The organism is Streptomyces sp. HPF1205, from assembly GCF_020400825.1.
In the GTDB taxonomy this organism is placed as follows: Bacteria; Actinomycetota; Actinomycetes; order Streptomycetales; family Streptomycetaceae; genus Actinacidiphila.
In genome coordinates this window covers 1-20,936 of record NZ_JAINVH010000041.1, presented here as the reverse complement: position 1 = coordinate 20,936, position 20,936 = coordinate 1, and the positions used below count along the sequence as shown (strand labels likewise).

Sequence of the window (20,936 nt, the reverse complement as noted above, 5' to 3'; positions counted from 1 at the left end):
TGCGCGGCCACCACGTAGGTCCGGCGACGTCGTCCGGGCGCGCGTCCGGGTCCGCGTCCGCGTCCGGGTCCGCGTCCGCGTCCGGGTCCGCGTCCGGGTCCGCGTCCGGGTCCGGGCGCGCGTCCGGGTTCGCGTCCGCGTCCGGCCGGACGGGACAGCGGCGCTGGGCGGAGGTCACCCGTGCGGGCCGACACGAGGGCCCGGCACCTCACGGACGGCGTACGGCCCGCACGCCGGCGGGCGGACGGCTCGCCCGCGCGCCGGCGGGCCGCACGCCCGCGGTCAGGCGACCGGCTCCGGGCCGGCGCCCGCGTCCCCGTGGCCCCCGCGGATCCTTGCCAGGAGGGCCTTCTTGTCGGGTTTGCCGCTGGGAGCGACCGGGACGCCGTCCACGACCGTGACGGTGGCGGGCACGGCCCCGTCGCCGAGTTCGGCGCGGACGAGGGCACGCAGCTCGTCCGGGTCGGGAAGGCGGCCGGGCCGGGCGGGCACGACGAAGGCGTGCGCGGCCTCGCCGGTGCGCTCGTCCGGGGCGCCGACGACGTACGCCTGGTCGACGGCGGGGTGGGCGGCCAGCGCGGTCTCGATGGCACCGGCGTAGTGCAGGACGGCGTTGACGAAGATCACGTCGCGGGTGCGGCCCACCAGCCGCAGGAATCCGTCCGCGTCGAGGGTCCCCAGGTCGCGGGTCCTGATCCACCCGTCCTGGAGGACCTCGGCGGTCTGCTCCGGGTCCTGCCAGTAGCCGGACATGGCGCCGGCCGTGCGGACCCATATCTCGCCGGGGGCGCCGGCGGGCACCATGCGGCCCGCGCCGTCGCGGACCTCGATGTCGACACCGGGCATCGGACGGCCGACGGTGTCGCGCACGCGCTCGCCGTACCGCTGCTGGTCCAGCGGGGTGAGCAGGGTGAGCAGGCCGGTCTCGGTCTGGCCGTAGCCCTGGTGGACGACGGGGCCGAGGCGCTCGGCGGCCTCGGCGAGGCGGTGCGGCGGCAGGGGCGAGCCGGCCACCAGCAGCGCCCGCATGTCGCTGGTGTCGACGTCCTCGGCGCGCAGGGTGTCGAGCACCTGGTAGAGGCGCGGGACGGTGCACAGGCAGGCGGTGACGCGGTGCCGCCGCCAGGTGTACGGGAAGGACACCGGTGAGTCGGGGATGACGGCGGTTCCGCCGCCGATCAGGCACAGCGCCAGGTGCTCCAGCATCACCGCGCTGGTCAGGGTGCCGAAGACCAGGAACCTGCGGTAGGCGGCGGCCAGTTCGCGGGCGGCATCGCCCCAGTGCTCGCGCTCCTGCCAGGACCAGTGCTCGCTCAGCGAGCGGTACGTCTGGGCGCAGCCCTTGGGGCGGCCGGTGCTGCCGCTGGTCAGGGTGATCAGGGCGATGTCGCCGGGTCGGCCGCGCGGGGCCGGCAGGGGTGCGGCGGGCGTGCCGCCGGCCGGGGGCGGTCCGCCCGCCAGGTCACGTTCGACGTCGAGGATCCGCGCGCCGGCCGCCTTCGCGGCACCGGCCAGTGCTTCGGTGCGGGTGGTGTCGTCGGCGAGCACGAGGTCGACGCCCTGGGCGAGCACGTCGTCCAGTTGACGGGGAGTCAGGCCGGGCCTGAGTCCCGTGACGCGGCAGCCGAGGAGGTGCGCGGCGATCTGGGCGGCGAAACCGGTGGGGGTGACGGCGGTGGTGACGGCCACGCCGGTCCGGTCGCGGCCGGCGCCGGCGCCTGCCGCGTCGAGCGCCGCGGCGCAGCGGCGGACCAGTTCCAGGACCTCGCCGCGCGGGACCGGGCGTAACCCGAACTCGAAGGCCGGGCGGTCCGGATCGCGGGCGAACGCGTCGAGCAGGGGCTGGGGAAAGACCGGTCGCACGGGATGGTTCATCGGGCCCTCCGATCCGGGCGGGCGGCCGTGGACGGCCAAGGCCGTCCCGGCGGTCGTGGCGGCACGGCCGGTATTTCGATCCGCGTCAGGGCGGAGTTATCCGCACAGCGCGATATCCAATCACCACAGCGGTGTGATATGGATCACATCGGCGACATCTGGAGGACTCCTTGAACTCGAAACTATGGTGTCGCGCACCCCTATCGGAAACTGGGAGGGAACATGGCAGGCGACGCACTCTTGGATTACTTAGTAGTAGGCGCTGGACCCGCGGGACTCCAGGCCGGATACTTCCTGGAACGGGCTGGCCGAAACTATCTGGTGGTAGAGGCAGGAGAAGCCCCAGGCACCTTCTTCACGAGATATCCGCGGCACCGCACCATGATATCGAACAACAAGGTGCACACCGGCTGGGACGACCCGGAACTGAATCTGCGCACCGACTGGAACTCGCTGCTTTCCGAGGAGAACCGGCCGCTGTTCACCGCGGTCACCCCCCGCTACTTCCCCCCTGCCGACGACTTCGTCGGCTACCTCGCGGACTTCGCCGCCACTCACCGGTTGCGCATCCACTACCGCACCCGCATCACACGCATCAGCCGTCCTGCCGAGGGCGGGGAATTCGTCGCCGAGGCCGAGGACGGATCCGTGCTGCGGGCACGGCGCGTGATCATGGCGAGCGGCGTGACCCGCCCGTACATCCCGCCGATCGAGGGGGTGGAACTGGCCGAGTCGTACACCGAGGTGTCGGTCGATCCCGCGGACTTCACCGACCTGCGGGTCCTGGTCATCGGCCGCGGCAATTCCGCCTTCGAGACCGCGGACAATCTCATCGAGACCGCCGCGGTCATTCACATGGTCGGCCCCGGGTCGCTCCGGCTGGCCTGGCAGACGCATTTCGTCGGGCACCTGCGGGCGGTCAACAACAACTTCCTGGATACCTACCAGCTCAAATCCCAGAACGCCCTGCTGGACGGCGAGGTGCTGTCGATCAGAAGGCCGGACCCGGACGGCAGGTACCTCGTCGCGGTGAAATTCGCACGGGTCGCCGAGGTGGTGAAGGAAATACCCTACGACCGAGTGATTCTGGCCACCGGCTTCCGCTTCGACGCCTCGCTGTTCGACGAGGAATGCCGCCCGGAGCTCACGATCAAGGACAGGTTCCCGGCCCAGACGGACTCCTGGGAGTCGGTCAACGTGCCCGACCTGTTCTTCGCCGGCACGATCACCCAGGCCCGCGACTTCAAGAAGTCCACCAGCGGGTTCATCCACGGATTCCGCTACGCGGTGCGGGCGCTGCACCGCATCATGGAGCAGCGCTACGAGGAGGTGGCCTGGCCGCGCCGGGAACTGCCGGTCACCGCCGAGGCCGTGGCCGACGCGGTGCTGGAGCGGGTCAACCGCACCTCCGCGCTGTGGCAGATGTTCGGCTTCATGAGCGACGCGGTGCTCCTGCCCGCCCCCGCGGCGGCCGACGGGCCGGCCGGCGCCGGCGCCGCGTACCTGGAGGAACTCCCCCTCGACCACCTCCACCGGTCGGTCGCGGACGGGGTCTTCGGGCCGGTGGACCGGTATCTGACGGTGACGCTGGAGTACGGCGCGGACCACGACAAGGTCAATCCGTTCGACATCTCCGTCGACCGCCGCGCGCAGACGGACACCGGCGGGCTGGACAGCCGCTACCTGCACCCGGTGATCCGGCTGTGGCAGGACGGCAAGTGCGCCGCGGAGCACCACATCACGGAGAACCTGGAGAACGAGTGGGACAGCGAGGAGGTCCACCGTGCCCCGCTCGTCCGCTTCCTGTCCGGGCAGGGACTCGGCCGGCCAGCCGTCGCGAGCCCGTCGTGACCGCGTCCGCCGGTCTCCTCGGCGACCTGCGTGAGAAGGCCAGGACACGGCTCGACCCGGTGCACTGGGACTACTTCGAGGGCGGCGCCGGCGAGGAGACGGCGCTGGCCGAGAACGTCCGCGCCTTCGCCCGGCTCGCGCTGCTCCCCCGGGTGCTGCGCGGCGCCGGGCCGCCGGACCTGTCGGTGCGGCTGCCCGGCGCCCCCTCGACGCCGCCCGTGCTCGTCGCCCCCACCGCCTTCCACCGGCTCGCCCACCCGGACGGGGAGCGCGCCACCGCCCGCGCCGCGGCGGCGGCCGGCACCGTACTGATCACCTCGATGGCGGCCACCACCGCCGTGGCCGACGTCACGGCGGCCGCCCGTGAGGTGGACGCGGACGCCGCGGTGTGGTTCCAGATGTACCTGCAGCCGAGCCACGGCGTCACGCGGGAGCTGGCGGCCAGGGCGGAGCGGGCCGGCTGCTCCGCCCTGGTGGTCACCGCCGACTCCCCCGCGTTCGGCCGGCGCCCCCGCGACGACCGCAACGGCTTCCACGACCTGCCGCCCGGCTACGCCACCGAGAACATGCGCGGCCTGGCCGGCGCCGCCCCCGGCGAGCGCCTCCCGATCGCGATGAGCCCGGCCCTGTCCTGGGCCGATCTGCGCCGGCTGCGGGCGGCCACCGGCCTGCCGGTCTGGCTCAAGGGCGTCCTGCATCCCGCGGACGCCCGCCGGGCCGCCGACGAGGGGGTGGCCGGTGTGATCGTGTCCAATCACGGCGGCCGGCAGCTCGACGCGGCACCGGCCGCCGTGGAGGCGCTGCCGGCGGTCGCCGAGGCGGTGGGCGGCCGGATCCCGGTGCTGCTCGACGGCGGGGTGCGCTCCGGTGCCGACGTGGTGACCGCCCTCGCGCTCGGCGCGCGCGCGGTGGGCGTCGGCCGGCCGGTGCTGTGGGGGCTGGCCGCCGAGGGCGAGGCCGGGGTGGCGAGGGTGCTGGCCGAGCTCACCGGCCAGACCGCGCACGTCCTGACGCTGTGCGGCGCCCGCGACTGCTCCGACGTCGGCCGCGACCAGGTGGTCGTCCGGGGCCCGAAGGGGGTGCCGTGCCGGTGAGTCCACGCGGCCTGGCAGGGGCCGTCGCCGCCGCGGGCGCGCTGTCCAGCCCGTACTGGCTGCCCAAGGCGCTCATCACGCTGCGCGGAAAGGTGTTCGAGAAGGTCAACGGCCCCGAGGGCGTCACCGTGCCGGGCGGGCCGGTCGGGCCGGAACGGTTCGCCGAGTTGTACGCGCACCCGGCCGCCGACGGCCGCAGCAAGGGCGCCGGACTGTCGGACCTGTTCTGGTACTGGCTCTCCCCCGGACCGGAGGTGCACCAGGAGCACCTGGAGCCCGGCCCCCGCTACGAGGCGGTGGCCCGGACCACCGCGGCCGTCCTGGCCGGACGCAGCGCGGACCTGTCGGCGGCGGCCGCCCGCTGCGCCGCGCGCGTGCTCGACGAGCGGGTGACCGGCGGCGCCGCGCTGCTGCGGCTGCGCGACCTGATGATGCCGGTGTGGGCGGAGTTCTTCTACGAGCTGGTGTTCCGCGGGCCCTGCCCGCCGCACGCCCGCGCGCTGATCGTCGCCAACGCCGAGGACGTGGTCGACTCCCTGAAGAACACGCGGCTGCGGCACATGCGCCGCCGTGAGCGGCTCACCGCGTTCCTGCTGGGGAAACTGGCCGCGGGCGAGGTCCCGCACGCCCTTCCCGCCGAACTGGCCACCCCGCTGGAGCGCGCCCACTACCTCCAGGGCACCTTCTTCAACACGGCCGTGGTGCAGATGTCCGAGGCCATGGCCCACCTGCTGCTGGCGCTCGCCCAGCACCAGGACGTGCAGCGGCGCGTGGCCGCGCGCCCCGACGACGACCGCTACCTGGGCAACGTCATGAACGAGACGCTGCGCATGTACCCGCTGTTCGGCATCGCGCACCGGATCACCAGCGCCGACATCGACCTCGGCGACGGCGTCGGCTACCCGGCGGGCACCGTGCTGTGCTTCGACTACCCCGCCTATCACGCCACCGGCTACGACCACCCGGAGGTCTTCGACCCGGACCGCTGGGAGCTGCTGTCCGCCAAGGACGCCCACCACATCCCGTTCGGTGTCGCCGCCAACCGGCCGTGCCCGGCCTGGCGGCTGGCCCCCCTGGTGATGCGGGCCGTCACCCGCGAGGTGCTGCGCCGCTTCACCCTCCACTCGTCCGTCTCCCACACCCGCCCCATCCCGCACCGCGCTCCGTGCCTGCTGGTCGCAAGGGACCGGCCCCTGCCGCGCCGCCGTACGACCGCGGTCCTCGCGGGCATGCGGATACGCGACCGCTGGGAGGACGTCGGCCGCAGCCTGCTCCAGCTCGTGCTGGGCACCGTGATGGTGCTCCACGCGCGGCGGCTGCGGCCGGCCCGGACCTGGTTCGCCGCACACGACACCCAGGGCCGCCCGCTGGACGCGCTCGCACCCGAAGCGCGGCCCGACCCGCGGGGCCGGGGCCCGGCGCCGGGCGGCTGCCCCTACCGCGGCCGCTGACGGCCCCTCACCCCCGCCGTTGACGGCTCATCACCCCGCACCGCACGTACCGCGCACCGCCATCCCCCCACCGGGCCCGCCGCGGGCCGTACACCGCTTCGCCGCGGGCCACCCCGTTGAAGGGCCTGCCTCCCATGTCCACGACCGAACTGGGTACAGCCTTCCTACTGGCCGCCACCGTCATCCTGCTCGTCTGCCGGGCCGTCACCGCGCTCCTGCGGCCGCTCGGCCAGCCCCCTGTCGTCGCCGAGATGATCGCCGGCGTGCTGCTCGGCCCGTCGGTGCTCGGGCTGCTGCTGCCGTCCGTCGAGGACCACCTCTTCCCCACCGCCCTGCGCCCGGTGCTGTACGTCGCGGGGCAGCTCGGCCTGACGCTGTTCATGTTCCAGTCCGGGTACGAGTTCCGGCTCGACCGGATAGGTGCGATGGCCCGTTCGGCCGCGTCGATCTCCGCCGTGGGCATCGCCGCCCCGCTCGCCCTGGGCGCGGCCCTGACCTGGGCCGCGCACGGCTCGGTGGACACCTCGCCCCCCGGGGTGTCCCGCCACGTGACCGTGATGTTCGTCGGTGTCACCCTGGCCATCACCGCGTTCCCCATGCTCGCCCGGATCATCACCGAGAACCGGCTGACCGGCACCACCTTCGGCACGGTCTCGCTGGGGGCCGGCGCGCTCGACGACGTGGCCGCCTGGATCATGCTGGCCGGCGTGGTGAGTGTCGCGCGCGGCAGCGCCGGGACGGTGCTCCTGGCCGTCGCGGGCGCCGCCGGGCTTGTCGTGGCACTGACCGCGCTGGTGCGCTGGCGCGGGCCGGCGCTGCGGGCCGCCGACCGCCTCGCCCCCGAGCAGCTCATGCTGGCCCTGCTCCTGGTGCTGTGCCTGGCCGCCTGGTACACCGACCGGGTCGGTCTGTACGCGGTGTTCGGCGCGTTCAGCCTGGGCGCGGCCTTCCCCCGGTCGCCGCGCATCGACCAGGCGGTGGAGGCGACCGCGCCCTTGAGCCGGGTGCTGCTGCTGCCCTTGTTCTTCACCTACTCGGGCCTGAACACCGACACCGGTCTGCTCGGCGACCCGGCCCTGCTGCTGTTCGCGGCGGGATGCACCCTCGCCGCCGTGGTCGGGAAGTTCGGGGGGTGCTGGGCGGCCGCCCGGCTGGGCGGCCAGTCGAACGCGGTGGCGCTGCGGATCGGGACGCTGATGAACGCCCGCGGGCTCATGCAGCTCGTCGCGATCAACGTCGGCCTGTCCGAGGGGATCGTGTCCCCGTCGATGTTCACCGTGCTGGTGATGGTGGCGGTGGTCACCACCGTGATGGCCACGCCTCTGCTGCGCCTGTGGGACCGGCTCGACGGCGGCGTCGCGGACGACGGCGACCCGCTTCCCGAGGTGCCGCCCGTGGTCGAGGACGTGCCGGCCGCGAGTGCCGCGAGGCCGTCCGAGGCGCAAGGGTGACCTCTGCGGCACAACTCGCGGCCGGTTACGCCTGGTTGCCTCAGACGTAACATGTGTCACAGTAATCTCCGCGGGATCGCGACGAGTTGGCGTCCGGCGTGGGTGCGGGCGCCAGGTATCCCCCCACGGATATCCCCACGGAGGAAGACATGACCATATCGAGAGGCGGCCGCACGGCCTCGGTGCTCGCGGTCTCGGCCGCGCTGGTCACCGCGGCGCCATTGGCCGGCCGGCCCGCCACCGCGGCCGTACCGCACGCGCGGCAGGCGGCCCCGTCCACGGTCCGGCCGGTGGCCGCGCCGGTGTCGAGAACCGTCACCCTGGTCGACGGCCGGCGGGTGCGGGTGGACATGGCGGGCGGGCGGGTCCTCGCCTACCGGGTGCTGCCCGGCGGGGCGCACGGCGCGCTGCTGTCCTTCGGCGTCGGGGACGGCGACAGGTACGCCGTCCCGGCCGACGTCATGCCCGAGGTCGGCCGGCAGCTCGATCTGTCGCTGTTCGACCTCACCGCCCTGGCCCGGCAGGGCACCGCCGACGGCCGCGTCCGCCTCACCTGGTCCTCCGCCGCGGGGACGCCCGCCCCCGCGCCGCCCGGCGTGCGGCTCACGTCCGTCAGCGGCTCCACCGCCACCGGATTCCTCACCCCTGCGTCGTACGCCGAGTTCGCCAGGGCGGTGCGCGGGCGGGACCTGCCGAGGACCCTGCGCTCCCTGCGGCCGGCCGGCGCCGCCGCGCCGAAGGCCCCGGTCCGCCCGGACTTCCCGCTGCACACGCTCCGCATCAAGGCCACGGGCCTCGCCGGAGCGCCCGCCGAAACCCCCATGGGGAGCATCGTGCTGAACACCGACGACGTCGGCCGTTTCGGTGCGGCGGTCCCGGTGGACGGCGGCGAGGGCGACGTCCAGGTGCCCGAGGGGCATTACGCGGTCTACACGGCTTTCGTCGACCGGGACGCGAAGGGCGACGAGACCGCCTTCCGCGAAGTGGCGCTCACCACGACGGTGGACGCCGGCGCCGACACCACCACCGTGGCCGCCGACGAGAGCGCCGCCGACCGGCGCGTCACCGTCACCACACCGCGGCCCGCCACGGCGGACCTCCTGAAACTCACCTGGTTCCGCAAGGGCCCGACCGGCCAGGTGTCCTTCGACAGCGTCCAGGTCGGCGACCCGGCGAGCGAGGACGTGTACGTCAACGCGCAGCAGGCGGCGGCGGACGGTTCGCGCTACGTCGTCCAGTGGGGCGGCGCCGCGCCGGCCGGCGGGGCGTACCGCTACGACGTGGCGTTCGGCTCCGACGACGTCCCCGCGAACCAGTCCTTCGACGTGCTGCAGGGCCAACTGGCCACCGTCGAGCACCACTTCTCCGCGGACCCGGCCGGCACCTCCACCGGCGCCTTCTTCGCCCTGCCCGTGAACGACTACACCAGGGCGGTGGAGGCGGTCGGCGAGGCCGTCCTGGAGCCCGCCGTCGACTCCGGCCACTCGCCCATGCCGGGCACCCGTACCGAATACGTGGGCACGGCCGACGGCGGCCAGTGGGTCTACAGCGACCTGACGCCGCGGGCCACCACGTTCGAATCCGACATCCAGGTCTTCGCCGCCGGCTCCACCCGGCGGATCGACTGGGCCCACGGCCCGCTGGCCCCGGGCCTGGGCGCCCACCACGACCAGCAGTTGCGCACCTGCACCGCGTGCGCCGGCGGCGGCAGCTTCAGCCTCTGGTTCCCGACCGGCGACAGCGAGCCCGACCACATCGGCAGCGAGGCGGGCCACACCAATTTCGCGCTCTACCAGAACGGCACGAAGGTCGCCGACCAGCCCGACGTCCTCGGCGCGCAGGTGCCCGCAACCGACAGCGCCACCACCTACCGCGCGGTCTTCGACACCGATCTCACCGGCACGGGCGCGAGCCAGTCCACCCGGACGCACACCGACCTCGCGTTCCGCGACCCCGGGCCGGCCGACCCGGCACTCGCCCTGCCGGCGGACGTGCCGTGCCCGGAGACGTCCTGCCGGATCATGCCCGCCCTCACCGTGAACTACCGCCTGGACACCGACCAGTCCGGCACCAGCGCGCTGAGCGACCAGACCATGGACCTCACCGTGGGACACCTGTCGTACGACGGCCAGGGCTCGCGGGCCGCCATCACCTCGGCCGCGGTGTCGGTCTCCTTCGACGGCGGCGCCACCTGGCAGCCGGCCACGCTCGCCGGGACCGGCGGCACGTACCACGCCACCTGGAAGAACAGCGGGACCACCGCCCCCTCGCTGAAGATCGGCGCGACGGACGCGGCCGGCGGATCCCTCACCCAGACGGTCACCGACGCCTACACCATCGCCGCAGGGAGCAGCCGATGACGTCCGCACGCCGGATCGCGAACGCCGTGGCCGCCGCGACCGCGACCGCCGCCCTGGCGGCGGTTCCCACCGGGGCCACCGCCGCCGCACCGCACCGCCCGTCCAACGTCCGTGACGTGTGCGGGCCGGCCGAGCCGGGCTTCGCCCGCTGCCTGGCGCGGATCCGCACCGACCTGCGCGCCGGCCTGGGGGTACGCGGGCCCCTCGCCGGGACGGCGGCGCGGGCAGCGCTGCCGCCCGGGTACGGGCCGGCCGACCTGCGCGCCGCCTACGGCCTGCCCGCGACCGGCGGGGCGGGCCAGACCATCGCCGTGGTCGAGGCGGGCGACGACCCGGACGCGGAGGCCGATCTGGCCGTCTACCGCACGACGTTCGGCCTGCCCGCCTGCACCTCGGCCGACGGCTGCTTCCGCACGGCGGACGAGCGCGGGGACGGCGGCGCGCTCCCGCCGGACGAGGGGTGGGCGACGGAGACCGCCCTGGACCTGGACGCCGCCTCCGCGCTGTGCCCGCAGTGCCACTTGCTGCTGGTGGAGGCCGACAAGGCATCGGGCGCCGACTTCGCGGCGAGTGTCGACACTGCGGCGAAGCTGGGCGCCACCGAGATCTCCAACAGCTACGCGGCCGACGAGAGCAAGGAGAACGCGGCGTTCGCCGCCGACTACACGCACCCCGGCGTCGCCGTCGTCGCGTCCTCCGGGGACGCGGGTTACGGCATTCCCAGTGTCCCGGCCGCCTACCGGAGCGTGATCGCGGTCGGCGGCACGACGCTCACCAAGGACCCCGGCTCGGCCCGCGGCTGGTCGGAGAGCGCGTGGAATGGAGCGGGCAGCGGCTGCTCGGCCTGGGTGGACAAGCCGGGCTGGCAGCACGACGCCAACTGCCCGGGCCGGATGACGGCCGACGTCTCCATGGACGCCGACCCCGAGACCGGACTGGCGGTCTACAACACCGACGCGGCCGGCGGTGACGGCGGCGGCTGGGCCGTGGTGGGCGGGACCAGCGCGTCGTCACCGATGCTCGCCGCCGTGATCGCGCTGGCCGGACACCCGGCCCGTTTCGCCGACGCCTCCCCGCTCTACGGCGTCACCGCGGGCCTGACCGACGTGACCACCGGCACGAACGCCGCCGGCACGGACTGCGGCGGCGACTACCAGTGCGCCGCGGGCCCCGGCTACGACGGCCCCACGGGCAACGGCACCCCGGACGGCCTCGGCGCCTTTTGACGCGGGCCCGCGCGGGGACGTCCCGCGCGACGACCGGGTGTCCTGGTCCCCCGCGTCTCCGATCGGTCTCGCGGCCGCGCTCGTCGACTCGCGGGGGCCGGGGCCCGGCACTCCCGGCACGACGGCACGACGGCACGACGGGAACACTGTCCGTAACAGGGGTTAACGCGTCCGTAACGCCGCCGAACTAACCTGCTCGGTCTGTGCCGGGTCCTGGCCCTGACGACGGTGAGGTGTGGCCGTGCGATTGACTCCCCACGAGCAGGAGCGGCTGCTCGTCCATGTCGCCGCCGACGTGGCACGGCGGCGGCGCGAGCGCGGGCTGCGGCTCAACCACCCCGAGGCGGTCGCGCTGATCACCGCGCACGTCCTGGAGGGCGCCCGGGACGGCAGGACCGTCGCCGAGCTCATGGTCTCCGGCCGCACCGTCCTGTCCCGCGGCGACGTCATGGACGGCGTCCCCGAGATGGTGCGCGACGTGCAGGTCGAGGCGACGTTCCCCGACGGCACCAAGCTCGTCACCGTCCACCAGCCGATCGTCTGAGAGGCGGCGACCGTGATCCCGGGAGAGATCCTGCCCGCCGACGAGCCGGTGCCCTTCAACGCCGGCCGTCCTGTCACCCGCCTGACCGTGCTCAACGCCGCCGACCGCCCCGTGCAGGTCGGCTCGCACTACCACTTCGCGGAGGCCAACCCGGGGCTGCGCTTCGACCGCGCCGCCGCCCGCGGCAAGCGGCTCAACATCGCCGCCGGCACCGCCGTCCGCTTCGAGCCCGGCATCCCCGCCGAGGTCGAACTGGTCCCGATCGGCGGCCTGCGCGTGGTGGCCGGACTGCGCGGCGAGACGGCGGGCGCCCTCGACACGAGCGGGGCGCCCGATGCCTGAGCTTCCCCGGTCCGTATACGGCGACCTGTTCGGGCCCACCACCGGCGACCGGATCCGGCTCGCCGACACCGACCTGCTCGTGGAGGTCGAACGCGACCTCGCCGGCGGGCCGGGCCTGGCCGGGGACGAGGCCGTGTTCGGCGGCGGCAAGGTGATCCGCGAGTCCATGGGGCAGGCCAGGACCACCCGGGCCGAGGGCGCCCCCGACACCGTGATCACGGGGGCGGTGGTCCTCGACCACTGGGGAGTGGTCAAGGCCGACGTCGGCATCCGCGACGGCAGGATCACCGCGCTGGGCAAGGCCGGCAACCCCGACACCATGGACGGGGTCCATCCCGGCCTGGTCATCGGCCCCGACACCGAGGTCGTCGCGGGCAACGGCAGGATCCTCACCGCGGGCACCGTGGACGCGCACGTGCACTTCATCTCGCCGACGCTGATGCACCAGGCGCTGTCCAGCGGCGTCACCACCGTCATCGGCGGCGGCACCGGCCCCGCCGAGGGCACCAAGGCCACCACGATCACCCCCGGTGCCTGGCACCTGGCGCGAATGTTCGCCGCCTTGGAGGCGTACCCGGTCAACGTGGGGCTGCTCGGCAAGGGCAACACCGTCAACCAGGCCGCGATGCACGCCCAGTTGCGGGCCGGAGCGGTCGGCTTCAAGATCCACGAGGACTGGGGGGCCACCCCCGCCGCCATCGACGCGTGCCTGCGGGTCTGCGAGGACAGCGGCGCCCAGCTCGCCATCCACACCGACACGCTCAACGAGGCCGGATTCGTCGAGGACACCCTGGCCGCGATCGCCGGTCGCGGGATCCACGCGTACCACACCGAGGGCGCGGGCGGCGGGCACGCGCCGGACATCATCACCGTCGTCTCCCAGCCGCACGTCCTGCCGTCCTCCACCAACCCCACCCGGCCGCACACCGTCAACACCGTCGAGGAGCACCTCGACATGCTGATGGTCTGCCACCACCTCAACCCGGCGGTGCCCGAGGACCTCGCCTTCGCCGAGTCCCGCATCCGGCCCTCGACCATCGCCGCCGAGGACGTCCTGCACGACCTCGGGGCGATCAGCATCATCAGCTCCGACTCCCAGGCCATGGGCAGGATCGGCGAGATCGCGCTGCGCACCTGGCAGACCGCGCACGTCATGAAGCGCAGGCGCGGCCCGCTTCCCGGGGACGGCCGTGCCGACAACCTCCGCGCCCGCCGCTACGTCGCCAAGTACACCATCAACCCCGCGATCGCCCAGGGCCTCGACGCCGAGATCGGCTCGGTCGAAGCGGGCAAGCTCGCCGACCTCGTGCTGTGGGACCCGGCCTTCTTCGGGGTCAAGCCGGAACTGGTCATCAAGGGCGGGCAGATCGCGTACGCGCAGATGGGCGACGCCAACGCGTCCATCCCGACCCCGCAACCCGTATTGCCGCGCCCCATGTTCGGCGGTGTCGGCGCCGCCCCCGCCGCGAACTCCGTCAACTTCGTCACTCAGGCGGCGGTCGAGGACGGTCTGCCCGAGCGTCTCGGACTCGGCAAGCGGTTCGCCGCGATCCGCTCCACCCGGGCGGTGCGCAAGCACGACATGCGGGAGAACGACGCGATGCCGCGGGTGGACGTGGACCCGGACACCTTCACGGTGCGGATCGACGGCGAGGTGGTCGAACCCGCCCCGGCGGCCGAACTGCCGATGACCCAGCGGTACTTCCTCTTCTAGGCCGGTGGGAGCCGATGCCCGGCCACGAGGAGGAACGGTGAGCGGCGGTGCCGGCGGCGGCCGGGCCGCGCTGCTGCTCCTGACCGACGGTCGCTTCCCCGCCGGGGGGCACGCGCACTCCGGCGGTGCCGAGGCGGCGGTCACCGACGGCCGGATCCGGGACGCGGCCACGCTCGCCGCCTTCTGCCGCGGCCGGCTCCACACCACCGGCCTGGTCACCGCGGCCCTCGCGGCGGCGGCGACGGCCGCGTACGGGCCGGCCCGCACGGACACGGCCGCAGACCCGGGCCGAACCGCCGCAATGGATGCGGCCGCAGACCCGGGCCGAACCGCCGCCATGGATGCGGGCACAGTCCCGGGTCGGACCGCCACCATGGATGCGGCCGCAGACACCGGTTGGGCCGCCGCCATGGATGCGGGCACAGGCACCAGTTGGGCCGCCGCCCTGGACGCGGCCGCCGACGCCCGTACGCCGTCGGCGGCGCTGCGTACGGTCTCCCGCCGGCTCGGCCGGCAGCTGCTGAGGGCCGCGCGGGCGGTGTGGCCGCACCCCGGGCTGGACGCTCTGGCCGCGGCCTTCCCGCGGGGCGCACACCAGCCGGTCGTCCTCGGGGTCGCCGCCCTTGCCGCCGGGCTCGGCCCGTTGGACGCCGCCTATGCGGCGGCCTACGAGTCGGTCGGCGGCCCCGCGGCCGCGGCCGTGCGCCTGCTCGGGCTGGACCCCTTCCGGGCCGCCGCCGTGCAGGCCCGCCTGGCCCCGGAGATCGACGAGGTCGCGGCCGCGGCGGCCCGCGCCGCCCGGCGCGCGGCGGCGGAGGGCCCGGGCGTCCTCCCGGCAGCCTCCTCGCCCCTGCTCGACATCGCCGCCGAGCAGCACGCCGCCTGGCCGGTGCGCCTGTTCGCGTCCTGAAAACAGCGGACGGCCGACGGCCGGCCGGACACGTCCACGATCGGAGCCGACCATGCACCTGGACCACCCGGAGACGTATCCCGAGCGGTACACCTTCTCCGCCGCCGCCTCCGCCGGTTCCCGGGCCCTGAGAGTGGGGCTGGGCGGGCCGGTGGGATCGGGGAAGACGGCGACGGTCGCCGCGCTGTGCCGCAGGCTGCGCGACGAGCTGGCGATCGGCGTCGTGACCAACGACATCTACACCCGTGAGGACGCCGACTTCCTGCTGCGGGCGGCCGTCCTGCCCGCGGAGCGGATCGTGGCGGTGGAGACCGGCGCCTGCCCGCACACCGCGATCCGTGACGACATCTCGGCGAACCTCGAAGCCGTCGAGGAGCTGGAGGCGGCGGCGGGCCCGCTGGACCTGGTGCTGGTGGAGTCCGGCGGCGACAACCTCACGGCGACGTTCTCCCGTGGCCTGGTGGACGCGCAGATCTTTGTCATCGACGTCGCCGGCGGCGACGACATCCCGCGCAAGGGCGGTCCCGGCGTCACCACGTCCGACCTGCTCGTGGTGAACAAGACCGACCTGGCGCCCCACGTCGGGGCCGACCTGGAGCGGATGGCGCGGGACGCGGCGGCGCAGCGCGGCGCGCTGCCGGTGGTGTTCACCGCGGTGGCCCGCGAGGGCGGCGTCGAGCCGGTGGCGGCGTGGATCGGGCAGCGGCTCGCCGCTTGGCGGCCGGTGACGGCGTGAGCGCCGGCCCGGCAGCCGGGGTGTGCGCCGCCGCCCGGTTCCGGGCGGCGGCGGGCCCTGGCGGCGGCACCGTACTGCCGCTGCTCGCGGGCAGCGGTCCGCTGGCCCTGCGCCGCACCCCCGTGCACGGCGTGCCGGACGCAGCCGGGATCACCGTGGTCGGCGCGATGAGCGCGCCGCTGGGCGGGGACCGGCTGACCGTCGAGGGCGAGGTCGGCCCGGGGGCCCGGCTGGTCGTCGGCGCGTCGGCGGCCACCGTGGCGCTGCCCGGACCGCACGGCGAGCGGGCCGTGTACGACGTGCGTCTGGCGGTGGCCGACGCAGGGACGCTGCACTGGCTGCCGGAACCGCTCATCTGCGCCGAGGGCAGCGACCTGCGGACGACCACCCGGGTGGACCTCGCGCCCACCGCACGGCTGCTGCTGCGCGAGGAACAGATCCTGGGCCGCCACGCGGAGGAGCCCGGCAGGCTCACCTCCCGGCTCACCGTCCATCACGGCGGCCGGCCGCTGCTCGACCAGGAACTGTCCTTCGGGCCCGGCGTTCCGGGCGTGGCAGGCACGCTCGGCGGCCACCGGGCGGTGGGGCAACTGCTGCTGGCCGATCCGGCGTTCGCGCACGCACCGGCCGCGCCGCGCACCTGGAGCGGCGACGCGCGGGCCGCCCTCACCCCGCTCGCCGGGCCCGCCGTGCTGGTCACCGCCGTCGCCCCGGACGGCCTGCGACTGCGGCGGATCCTCGACGAGGCGCTCACCGCGGCCCTCGCCGCCCGCGACCAGGCCGCCGACCGGGCCGGGGACCGGGCCGCCGACCGGTTCACCGACCCGTGCGCCGCCGGGACCCGCCCGGAAGCCGCCGGCGGCCCTGTCACCCCCGGGGCGGTGGCCCGCTGACGGCTTCCGCCCGGAACGCCCGGCCGGCGCGGGGCCGCGGCGGGGCAGGGGCGGGGCAGGGGCGGGGGACCCGGGGAAGCCCGCTCAGTCGCTCACCTGGAGGACGATCTTGCCGCGCCGGTGTTCCCGTTCGAGCGCCTCGTAGGCGGCGCGCGCCTGGCTCAGGGGCAGGAGGCGGTCGATCGGCGGTGCCAGGCGGCCGTGCTCCACGAGGTCGGTGATGGACCGGAGTCCGGCCCGGTCGGGTCGGACCACGAAGAAGACGCCGCGGGCGCCGTGCCGTGCGGCCTCCTCGGCGTCGGGCGGCGCCGCGATGCCGACCACCGTGCCCCCCGGGCGCACCACCTGCCAGGAGCGGTCCAGGGTGGGGCCCCCGACCAGGTCGACGACGAGGTCGACGTCGTGGACGCGGTCCTCGAACCGGTCGTGCGCGTAGTCGACGGCGATGTCGGCTCCGAGGGACCGTACGAAGTCCAGATCGCGGCCGGCCGCTGTCGCCGCCACCTCGGCGCCCAGTGCCGCGGCGATCTGGACGACGAAGGAGCCCACGCCTCCCGCTCCGCCGTGGACGAGTACGCGCCGACCGCGGCGCAGGTGGCCGTGGTCGACCAGAGCCTGCCAGGCGGTGAGCGCCGCCAGCGGCACGGCCGCGGCCTGGTCGTGGGTCAGGGACTCCGGCTTCGCCGCGACGACGTCGGCGGGAACGGCGGCGTACTCGGCGGCCGCGCCGTCCATGGTGAAGGGGATCAGCCCGTACACCTCGTCACCCGCCTGCCAGTCGGTGACGTCGTCGCCGAGGGCGGCGACGACGCCCGAGAACTCGTGCGAGGGGATGATGGGCGTACGGTCACGCCCCGAGCCGTCGAGGCTGTCCGTCCAGGTGGCGTCCCAGCCCAGTTCGCCCGCCGTGATCGACGCGGCGCGTACGGCGACGAGCACCTCACCGGGGCCGGGCCGCGGGCACGGGGCCTTCTCGTGGACGAGTTGTTCCGGGCCGCCGCGGCGGTGGGCGCGTACCGCGTTCATCTCACGCATGGCATTCCTCCGTCGGTGAGGTGAATCCGGACGGGAAGCGCCGCGACGTTCCGCTCGCGGCCGCGGGGGCGGGCGCTCACCAGGTGGGGATGAAGCCGCCGTCGATGAGCATGTCGGCGCCGGTGATGTTCCGCGCGCTGTCGCCGGCAAGGAACAGGACCAGGTCGGCGACTTCCTGCGGCTTGGAGAAGCGGCCGGTGACAATGCTCTTGGCGGCCTGGGCCACCACGTCGTCGGGTGAGATGCCGGCCGCGGTCGAGACGGTGGCGGCCACGCCCTCCCCGCCCAGCCACAGGTCGGTCTCCACGGGGCCGGGGCTCACGGTGTTCACGCGGATGCCGCGGGGTCCGACCTCCTTGGAGAGGGCCTTGGAGAAGGCGACGAGGGCGGCCTTGCCCGCGCTGTAGTCGATGACCAGCGGGTCGGGGAGGGTGGCGTTGACGGACGCGACGGTCACGATGGCCCCCGTCCCCGCGTCGAGCATCAGTGGCAGCGCCGCGCGCGTGACGCGCACGGCGCTGAGCAGGTTGAGGCCGAGGGTGTGCTGCCAGTCGGCGTCGGTGACCGAGAGGAAGCCGCCGGTGCGCGCGGGGGCCGTGCCCACGTTGTTGACGAGGATGTCCAGGCGGCCGCCGGCGGCCGCGACGAGCCGCTCGGCCTCGTCGGCGCGGCCGAGGTCAGCGGCTACCCAGGTCACCCCGCCTTCGTCGGACAGCGCCTCCAGTTCGGGGCTGGAGGTGCGGGACCCGGCGATGACGGTGGCTCCCGCCTGTGCGAGGGCCGTCACGATCGCCAGCCCGATCCCTTTGCTCGCGCCCGTCACGATGGCGGTCCTGTCGCGGAGCGATGTGTCCATGGCGGCTTCTCCTCGGAGGCGGCGGCGCGGCATGCGTGCGGCAGCGGCGGGACTTTCCGGGCCACGCCTCGCCGGCCGCCGGGTGCCGGCCGGCATCGGGACGTTCCGAACCCGTCCCGGACCGGCGAACCCTCCCAGGCTCCGCCACCGGCAGGCGACCCGCAATTCCTCCGACGACGAGACCACCCGGCGTCGCGGGCCGGACGCGGAACGGCACTGTGTACGCGGGCGCCGGACGAAGCCGGTCGGGCCGGAAGCACCGGCCCGACCGACCGGCGGACCCGGCCGAACCTGCCGGACGGCCCGATCGAGCGGCCAACGGCGCCGGGCCTACTCGCCGGTCCTTCCCTCGCGCAGGCGGGCCAGCACCACGGGGTCGATCCTGCCCGGCACCAGCCTGTTCTCGAGGTTCTCCACGCCGGCCCACATGTCCAGCGTGGCGTAACCGCGCTCGGCGACGAGGCCGCGGACCTCGTCCGCCAGTTCGCCCGACAGTTCCAGCAGGGTGTCCGGGTCCGGCGTGCCGAACAGCAGCTCGTGGACGTCCAGCAGGCGCCCGAGCTCCGCGACGGGGTCGGGATGGTCGTCCACGCGCAGGTCGCACGCGACGTCGCTGCCACCGCCGTACCCCGCCCCCGCCGACACCACGTACAGGGCCGCGCTCTGCCGGCCGCGCCGGTCGCCGCCCGCGCTGTCGCCCGCCGCCAGCACGGCGAGCAGCTTCCGTTCGAGCGCCTGCTCGCGGGAGGCCAGCCAGGCCGACTCCATGGCCTCGACCACCTCGGGGCCGGTGAGGATGTTGCCCTGGATCGCGTAGCCGTCGCCGGCCGTCCCGCCCGCCCAGTCCAGGCACTCCTCGCCCGTGTAGGTCGCTCCGTCGCCCTCGGGGCCGACGATTCCCACCTGCCGGTACGCGCGTTCCCCGTCCGCGGCCACGAGACCCGCCACCGCGTCCGCGGGCCGCACGCCCGTACGCAGCAGCGCCAACGCCTGCGGGCGGTAGCGCAGGTTCGCCGCCGCCTGGGTGGCCACGGCCCCGGCTCCGGCCCGTGCGGCCGGCACCAGGGCGCCGACCGCCAGGAACTTGCTCGCCACCGCTACACCGAAGGCCGGGCCGGACCTGGCCACGATCGAGAACGTCATGGACAGGACAGTAGGACCGTGGCAACGGCGGCGCCAGGAGTCGTCCCGCGCGCCCCGCCGGCGAATCCGCCGGGTACGGCGGGTACGGCGGGGCCAGCCGGACTCGGCCGAGCCGGCCACCGGACCGGACCGGCGGCACGCGCGCCACCCGGCCCCGCCGGACCCACGGGTCCCGACGAACCCGCGATCCCGCCGAACCCACGAAACGCACGAAACCCGCGAAACCCGCGAAACCCCCTGTGAGCGTTCACAATTCCGGCCTCGGCGGAGGCGGGGATCACCTGCCGCCAGCAGGCCGCCGGACGCGCGGCGCCTGTCCGGCCGGAGGACGAAGGGCGGGAAGGCGGCCGACGTACGCCATGAGGGCGTCCACGGGCGTGGCGGAACACGCCGGGAACGCGGCGGTCCGGTCGGACGAGCCCCTTATGGGCGCCCCCGCCGGTCGTGATCCCACGATTCCCGGACACCCCTCGATGATGTGAGCGCTGACAACGCGCCTCTAGCCCCCCGTGGCGACCGTGTGCTACAACGACATCCCATGTGTTGGTCGTGCTGCCCCATCAGCATGACGCGTCGACACATCCTGGAGGGCCGCGGATGTCCGCTCAACACCGGTTACGGCTCGATGCCGTGGCTGCCGCCGTCGCGAAGGCCGCGGCGCCGGCCGGGCACATCCGTTCCGCAACGACCGGCCCCGGCACGAGGAGCGGCGCCGTCGGCACCGCGGTCCCCGGTCCCGCGGATCCACGCGCCGGAACCGGCACTCCGGCCGCGGGCGCCAATCCGTCCGGCTCGAACACGAGCGCCCTCAGGACTGCCTCCGGGTCCGTCCACGACAGCAGCGTCCCGCCGAGTGGCAAGGTCTCGTCCGGGTTCCGGGGGGCGGGGGACGGCGGCCACACGCGCCCGGCCCCGTCCGCCTCGAACAGAACCACCCGCGGCTGACGGCGGACCCTCCCCCCACACCGAAAGGCAGTTACCCATGCCCATCCCACGCAGACGGCCCCGAGGCCGGCTCGGCGCCTCACTCGTCGCGGGGCCGACGGCGTTCACCGCGACCGCGCTCGTCGTCGCACCGCCCTCCGCGCCTGCCGTCCAGGGCACTTGGAACTGCGACGACTCGTCGCCGACGAGCTTCGCGCCGAACGGCGCCGCCCGCACCTGACGCACGTCACAGGCCACCGTACGGGTGCCCGCCGAACCCTGAGTCCGGCGGGCACCCGTACGGTGCCGGGCCCGAGGACGCCCGTCCCCGGGCCCGCCCGCTCCTCCTCGCTCCACAGCACGTGTCCCCCCACACCCGACTCGACCGGGAGGTCGATCAACCATGAACACTGACGCGGTCCGCAGACGAGCACGCGCCCTCGGGCGCCTCCGGGCAACTCCCGCGAAGGCCGCGGCGGCGCTCGCCGGACTGTTGGTCTCCCTCGCCGTCCCCCTGGTCGTCGCCGGCGG

At 74.8% G+C, this 20,936-nt stretch carries 17 protein-coding genes; 13 read left to right on the top strand and 4 right to left on the bottom strand.

Annotated features, from left to right (window positions below; all coding sequences use genetic code 11):
* Window positions 1–282: 282 nt before the first annotated feature.
* Complete coding sequence (locus K7G61_RS31505) at window positions 283–1,875, bottom strand: class I adenylate-forming enzyme family protein (RefSeq protein WP_225850478.1); 1,593 nt, start codon at window positions 1,873–1,875, stop codon at window positions 283–285.
* A gap of 222 nt (window positions 1,876–2,097) precedes the next feature.
* Here K7G61_RS31505 and K7G61_RS31500 point away from each other — a divergent pair, with 222 nt between their 5' ends.
* The 12 genes from K7G61_RS31500 (at window position 2,098) to K7G61_RS31445 (ending at window position 16,447) form a co-directional block, all read left to right on the top strand.
* A complete protein-coding gene (locus K7G61_RS31500) occupies window positions 2,098–3,726 on the top strand; it encodes an NAD(P)-binding domain-containing protein (protein WP_225850477.1) in 1,629 nt (542 codons plus the stop codon).
* Window positions 3,723–4,820: an alpha-hydroxy acid oxidase gene (locus K7G61_RS31495; protein ID WP_225850476.1), complete on the top strand. Its 1,098-nt coding sequence runs from the start codon at window positions 3,723–3,725 to the stop codon at window positions 4,818–4,820. Before K7G61_RS31500 ends, K7G61_RS31495 begins: the two co-directional genes overlap by 4 nt.
* Window positions 4,817–6,271: a cytochrome P450 gene (locus K7G61_RS31490; RefSeq protein WP_225850519.1), complete on the top strand. Its 1,455-nt coding sequence runs from the start codon at window positions 4,817–4,819 to the stop codon at window positions 6,269–6,271. The genes K7G61_RS31495 and K7G61_RS31490 overlap by 4 nt, the downstream gene beginning before the upstream one ends.
* 134 nt (window positions 6,272–6,405) lie before the next feature.
* Window positions 6,406–7,722 (top strand): cation:proton antiporter, encoded by a 1,317-nt coding sequence (locus K7G61_RS31485; RefSeq protein WP_225850475.1) that lies wholly within the window; start codon window positions 6,406–6,408, stop codon window positions 7,720–7,722.
* 149 nt (window positions 7,723–7,871) lie between these two features.
* A complete protein-coding gene (locus K7G61_RS31480; protein ID WP_225850474.1) occupies window positions 7,872–10,082 on the top strand; it encodes a hypothetical protein in 2,211 nt (736 codons plus the stop codon).
* On the top strand, window positions 10,079–11,308 hold the full coding sequence (locus K7G61_RS31475) for a S8 family serine peptidase (RefSeq protein WP_225850473.1): 1,230 nt from the start codon (window positions 10,079–10,081) through the stop codon (window positions 11,306–11,308). Before K7G61_RS31480 ends, K7G61_RS31475 begins: the two co-directional genes overlap by 4 nt.
* A gap of 241 nt (window positions 11,309–11,549) precedes the next feature.
* Window positions 11,550–11,852 carry an urease subunit gamma gene (locus K7G61_RS31470; protein WP_225850472.1) on the top strand — a complete coding sequence of 101 codons (303 nt, stop codon included), beginning with the start codon at window positions 11,550–11,552 and terminating at the stop codon, window positions 11,850–11,852.
* A 12-nt stretch (window positions 11,853–11,864) separates the two neighbouring features.
* The gene (locus K7G61_RS31465) at window positions 11,865–12,194 is read left to right on the top strand and encodes an urease subunit beta (protein WP_225850471.1); all 330 of its coding nucleotides are present in this window, start codon (window positions 11,865–11,867) and stop codon (window positions 12,192–12,194) included.
* Window positions 12,187–13,908, top strand: a complete 1,722-nt coding sequence (locus K7G61_RS31460; protein WP_225850470.1) for an urease subunit alpha — start codon at window positions 12,187–12,189, stop codon at window positions 13,906–13,908. Before K7G61_RS31465 ends, K7G61_RS31460 begins: the two co-directional genes overlap by 8 nt.
* A 37-nt stretch (window positions 13,909–13,945) precedes the next feature.
* Window positions 13,946–14,818 (top strand): urease accessory protein UreF, encoded by an 873-nt coding sequence (locus K7G61_RS31455; protein ID WP_225850469.1) that lies wholly within the window; start codon window positions 13,946–13,948, stop codon window positions 14,816–14,818.
* 52 nt (window positions 14,819–14,870) lie between these two features.
* Window positions 14,871–15,554, top strand: a complete 684-nt coding sequence (ureG, locus tag K7G61_RS31450) for an urease accessory protein UreG (RefSeq protein ID WP_225850468.1) — start codon at window positions 14,871–14,873, stop codon at window positions 15,552–15,554.
* Window positions 15,551–16,447: an urease accessory protein UreD gene (locus tag K7G61_RS31445; protein WP_374204310.1), complete on the top strand. Its 897-nt coding sequence runs from the start codon at window positions 15,551–15,553 to the stop codon at window positions 16,445–16,447. The genes ureG and K7G61_RS31445 overlap by 4 nt, the downstream gene beginning before the upstream one ends.
* Window positions 16,448–16,531: 84 nt before the next feature.
* Here the strand turns inward: K7G61_RS31445 and K7G61_RS31440 are convergent, their stop codons facing one another.
* The 3 genes from K7G61_RS31440 to K7G61_RS31430 form a co-directional block, all read right to left on the bottom strand.
* Window positions 16,532–17,482, bottom strand: coding sequence for an NADP-dependent oxidoreductase (locus K7G61_RS31440; protein ID WP_225850467.1), 951 nt, complete (start codon window positions 17,480–17,482; stop codon window positions 16,532–16,534).
* 76 nt (window positions 17,483–17,558) lie between these two features.
* Window positions 17,559–18,338 (bottom strand): SDR family NAD(P)-dependent oxidoreductase, encoded by a 780-nt coding sequence (locus tag K7G61_RS31435; protein WP_225850466.1) that lies wholly within the window; start codon window positions 18,336–18,338, stop codon window positions 17,559–17,561.
* 330 nt (window positions 18,339–18,668) lie between these two features.
* Entirely contained in the window at window positions 18,669–19,481 is an 813-nt protein-coding gene (locus tag K7G61_RS31430; protein WP_225850465.1) for a DUF1028 domain-containing protein, read from the bottom strand.
* 982 nt (window positions 19,482–20,463) lie between these two features.
* On the opposite strand from K7G61_RS31430, the gene K7G61_RS31425 reads away from it, so the two are divergent.
* Window positions 20,464–20,646, top strand: a complete 183-nt coding sequence (locus K7G61_RS31425) for a hypothetical protein (protein ID WP_225850464.1) — start codon at window positions 20,464–20,466, stop codon at window positions 20,644–20,646.
* Window positions 20,647–20,936 lie beyond the last annotated feature (290 nt).

What these genes read in the sequence shown, in the direction of transcription:
- K7G61_RS31505 (WP_225850478.1), bottom strand. Translation starts at nt 1,875, where the DNA reads ATGAACCATCCCGTGCGACCGGTCTTTCCCCAGCCCCTGCTCGACGCG.
- K7G61_RS31500 (WP_225850477.1), top strand. Translation starts at nt 2,098, where the DNA reads ATGGCAGGCGACGCACTCTTGGATTACTTAGTAGTAGGCGCTGGACCC.
- K7G61_RS31485 (WP_225850475.1), top strand. Translation starts at nt 6,406, where the DNA reads ATGTCCACGACCGAACTGGGTACAGCCTTCCTACTGGCCGCCACCGTC.
- K7G61_RS31480 (WP_225850474.1), top strand. Translation starts at nt 7,872, where the DNA reads ATGACCATATCGAGAGGCGGCCGCACGGCCTCGGTGCTCGCGGTCTCG.
- K7G61_RS31475 (WP_225850473.1), top strand. Translation starts at nt 10,079, where the DNA reads ATGACGTCCGCACGCCGGATCGCGAACGCCGTGGCCGCCGCGACCGCG.
- K7G61_RS31460 (WP_225850470.1), top strand. Translation starts at nt 12,187, where the DNA reads ATGCCTGAGCTTCCCCGGTCCGTATACGGCGACCTGTTCGGGCCCACC.
- ureG (WP_225850468.1), top strand. Translation starts at nt 14,871, where the DNA reads ATGCACCTGGACCACCCGGAGACGTATCCCGAGCGGTACACCTTCTCC.
- K7G61_RS31440 (WP_225850467.1), bottom strand. Translation starts at nt 17,482, where the DNA reads ATGCGTGAGATGAACGCGGTACGCGCCCACCGCCGCGGCGGCCCGGAA.
- K7G61_RS31435 (WP_225850466.1), bottom strand. Translation starts at nt 18,338, where the DNA reads ATGGACACATCGCTCCGCGACAGGACCGCCATCGTGACGGGCGCGAGC.
- K7G61_RS31430 (WP_225850465.1), bottom strand. Translation starts at nt 19,481, where the DNA reads ATGACGTTCTCGATCGTGGCCAGGTCCGGCCCGGCCTTCGGTGTAGCG.
- K7G61_RS31425 (WP_225850464.1), top strand. Translation starts at nt 20,464, where the DNA reads ATGCCCATCCCACGCAGACGGCCCCGAGGCCGGCTCGGCGCCTCACTC.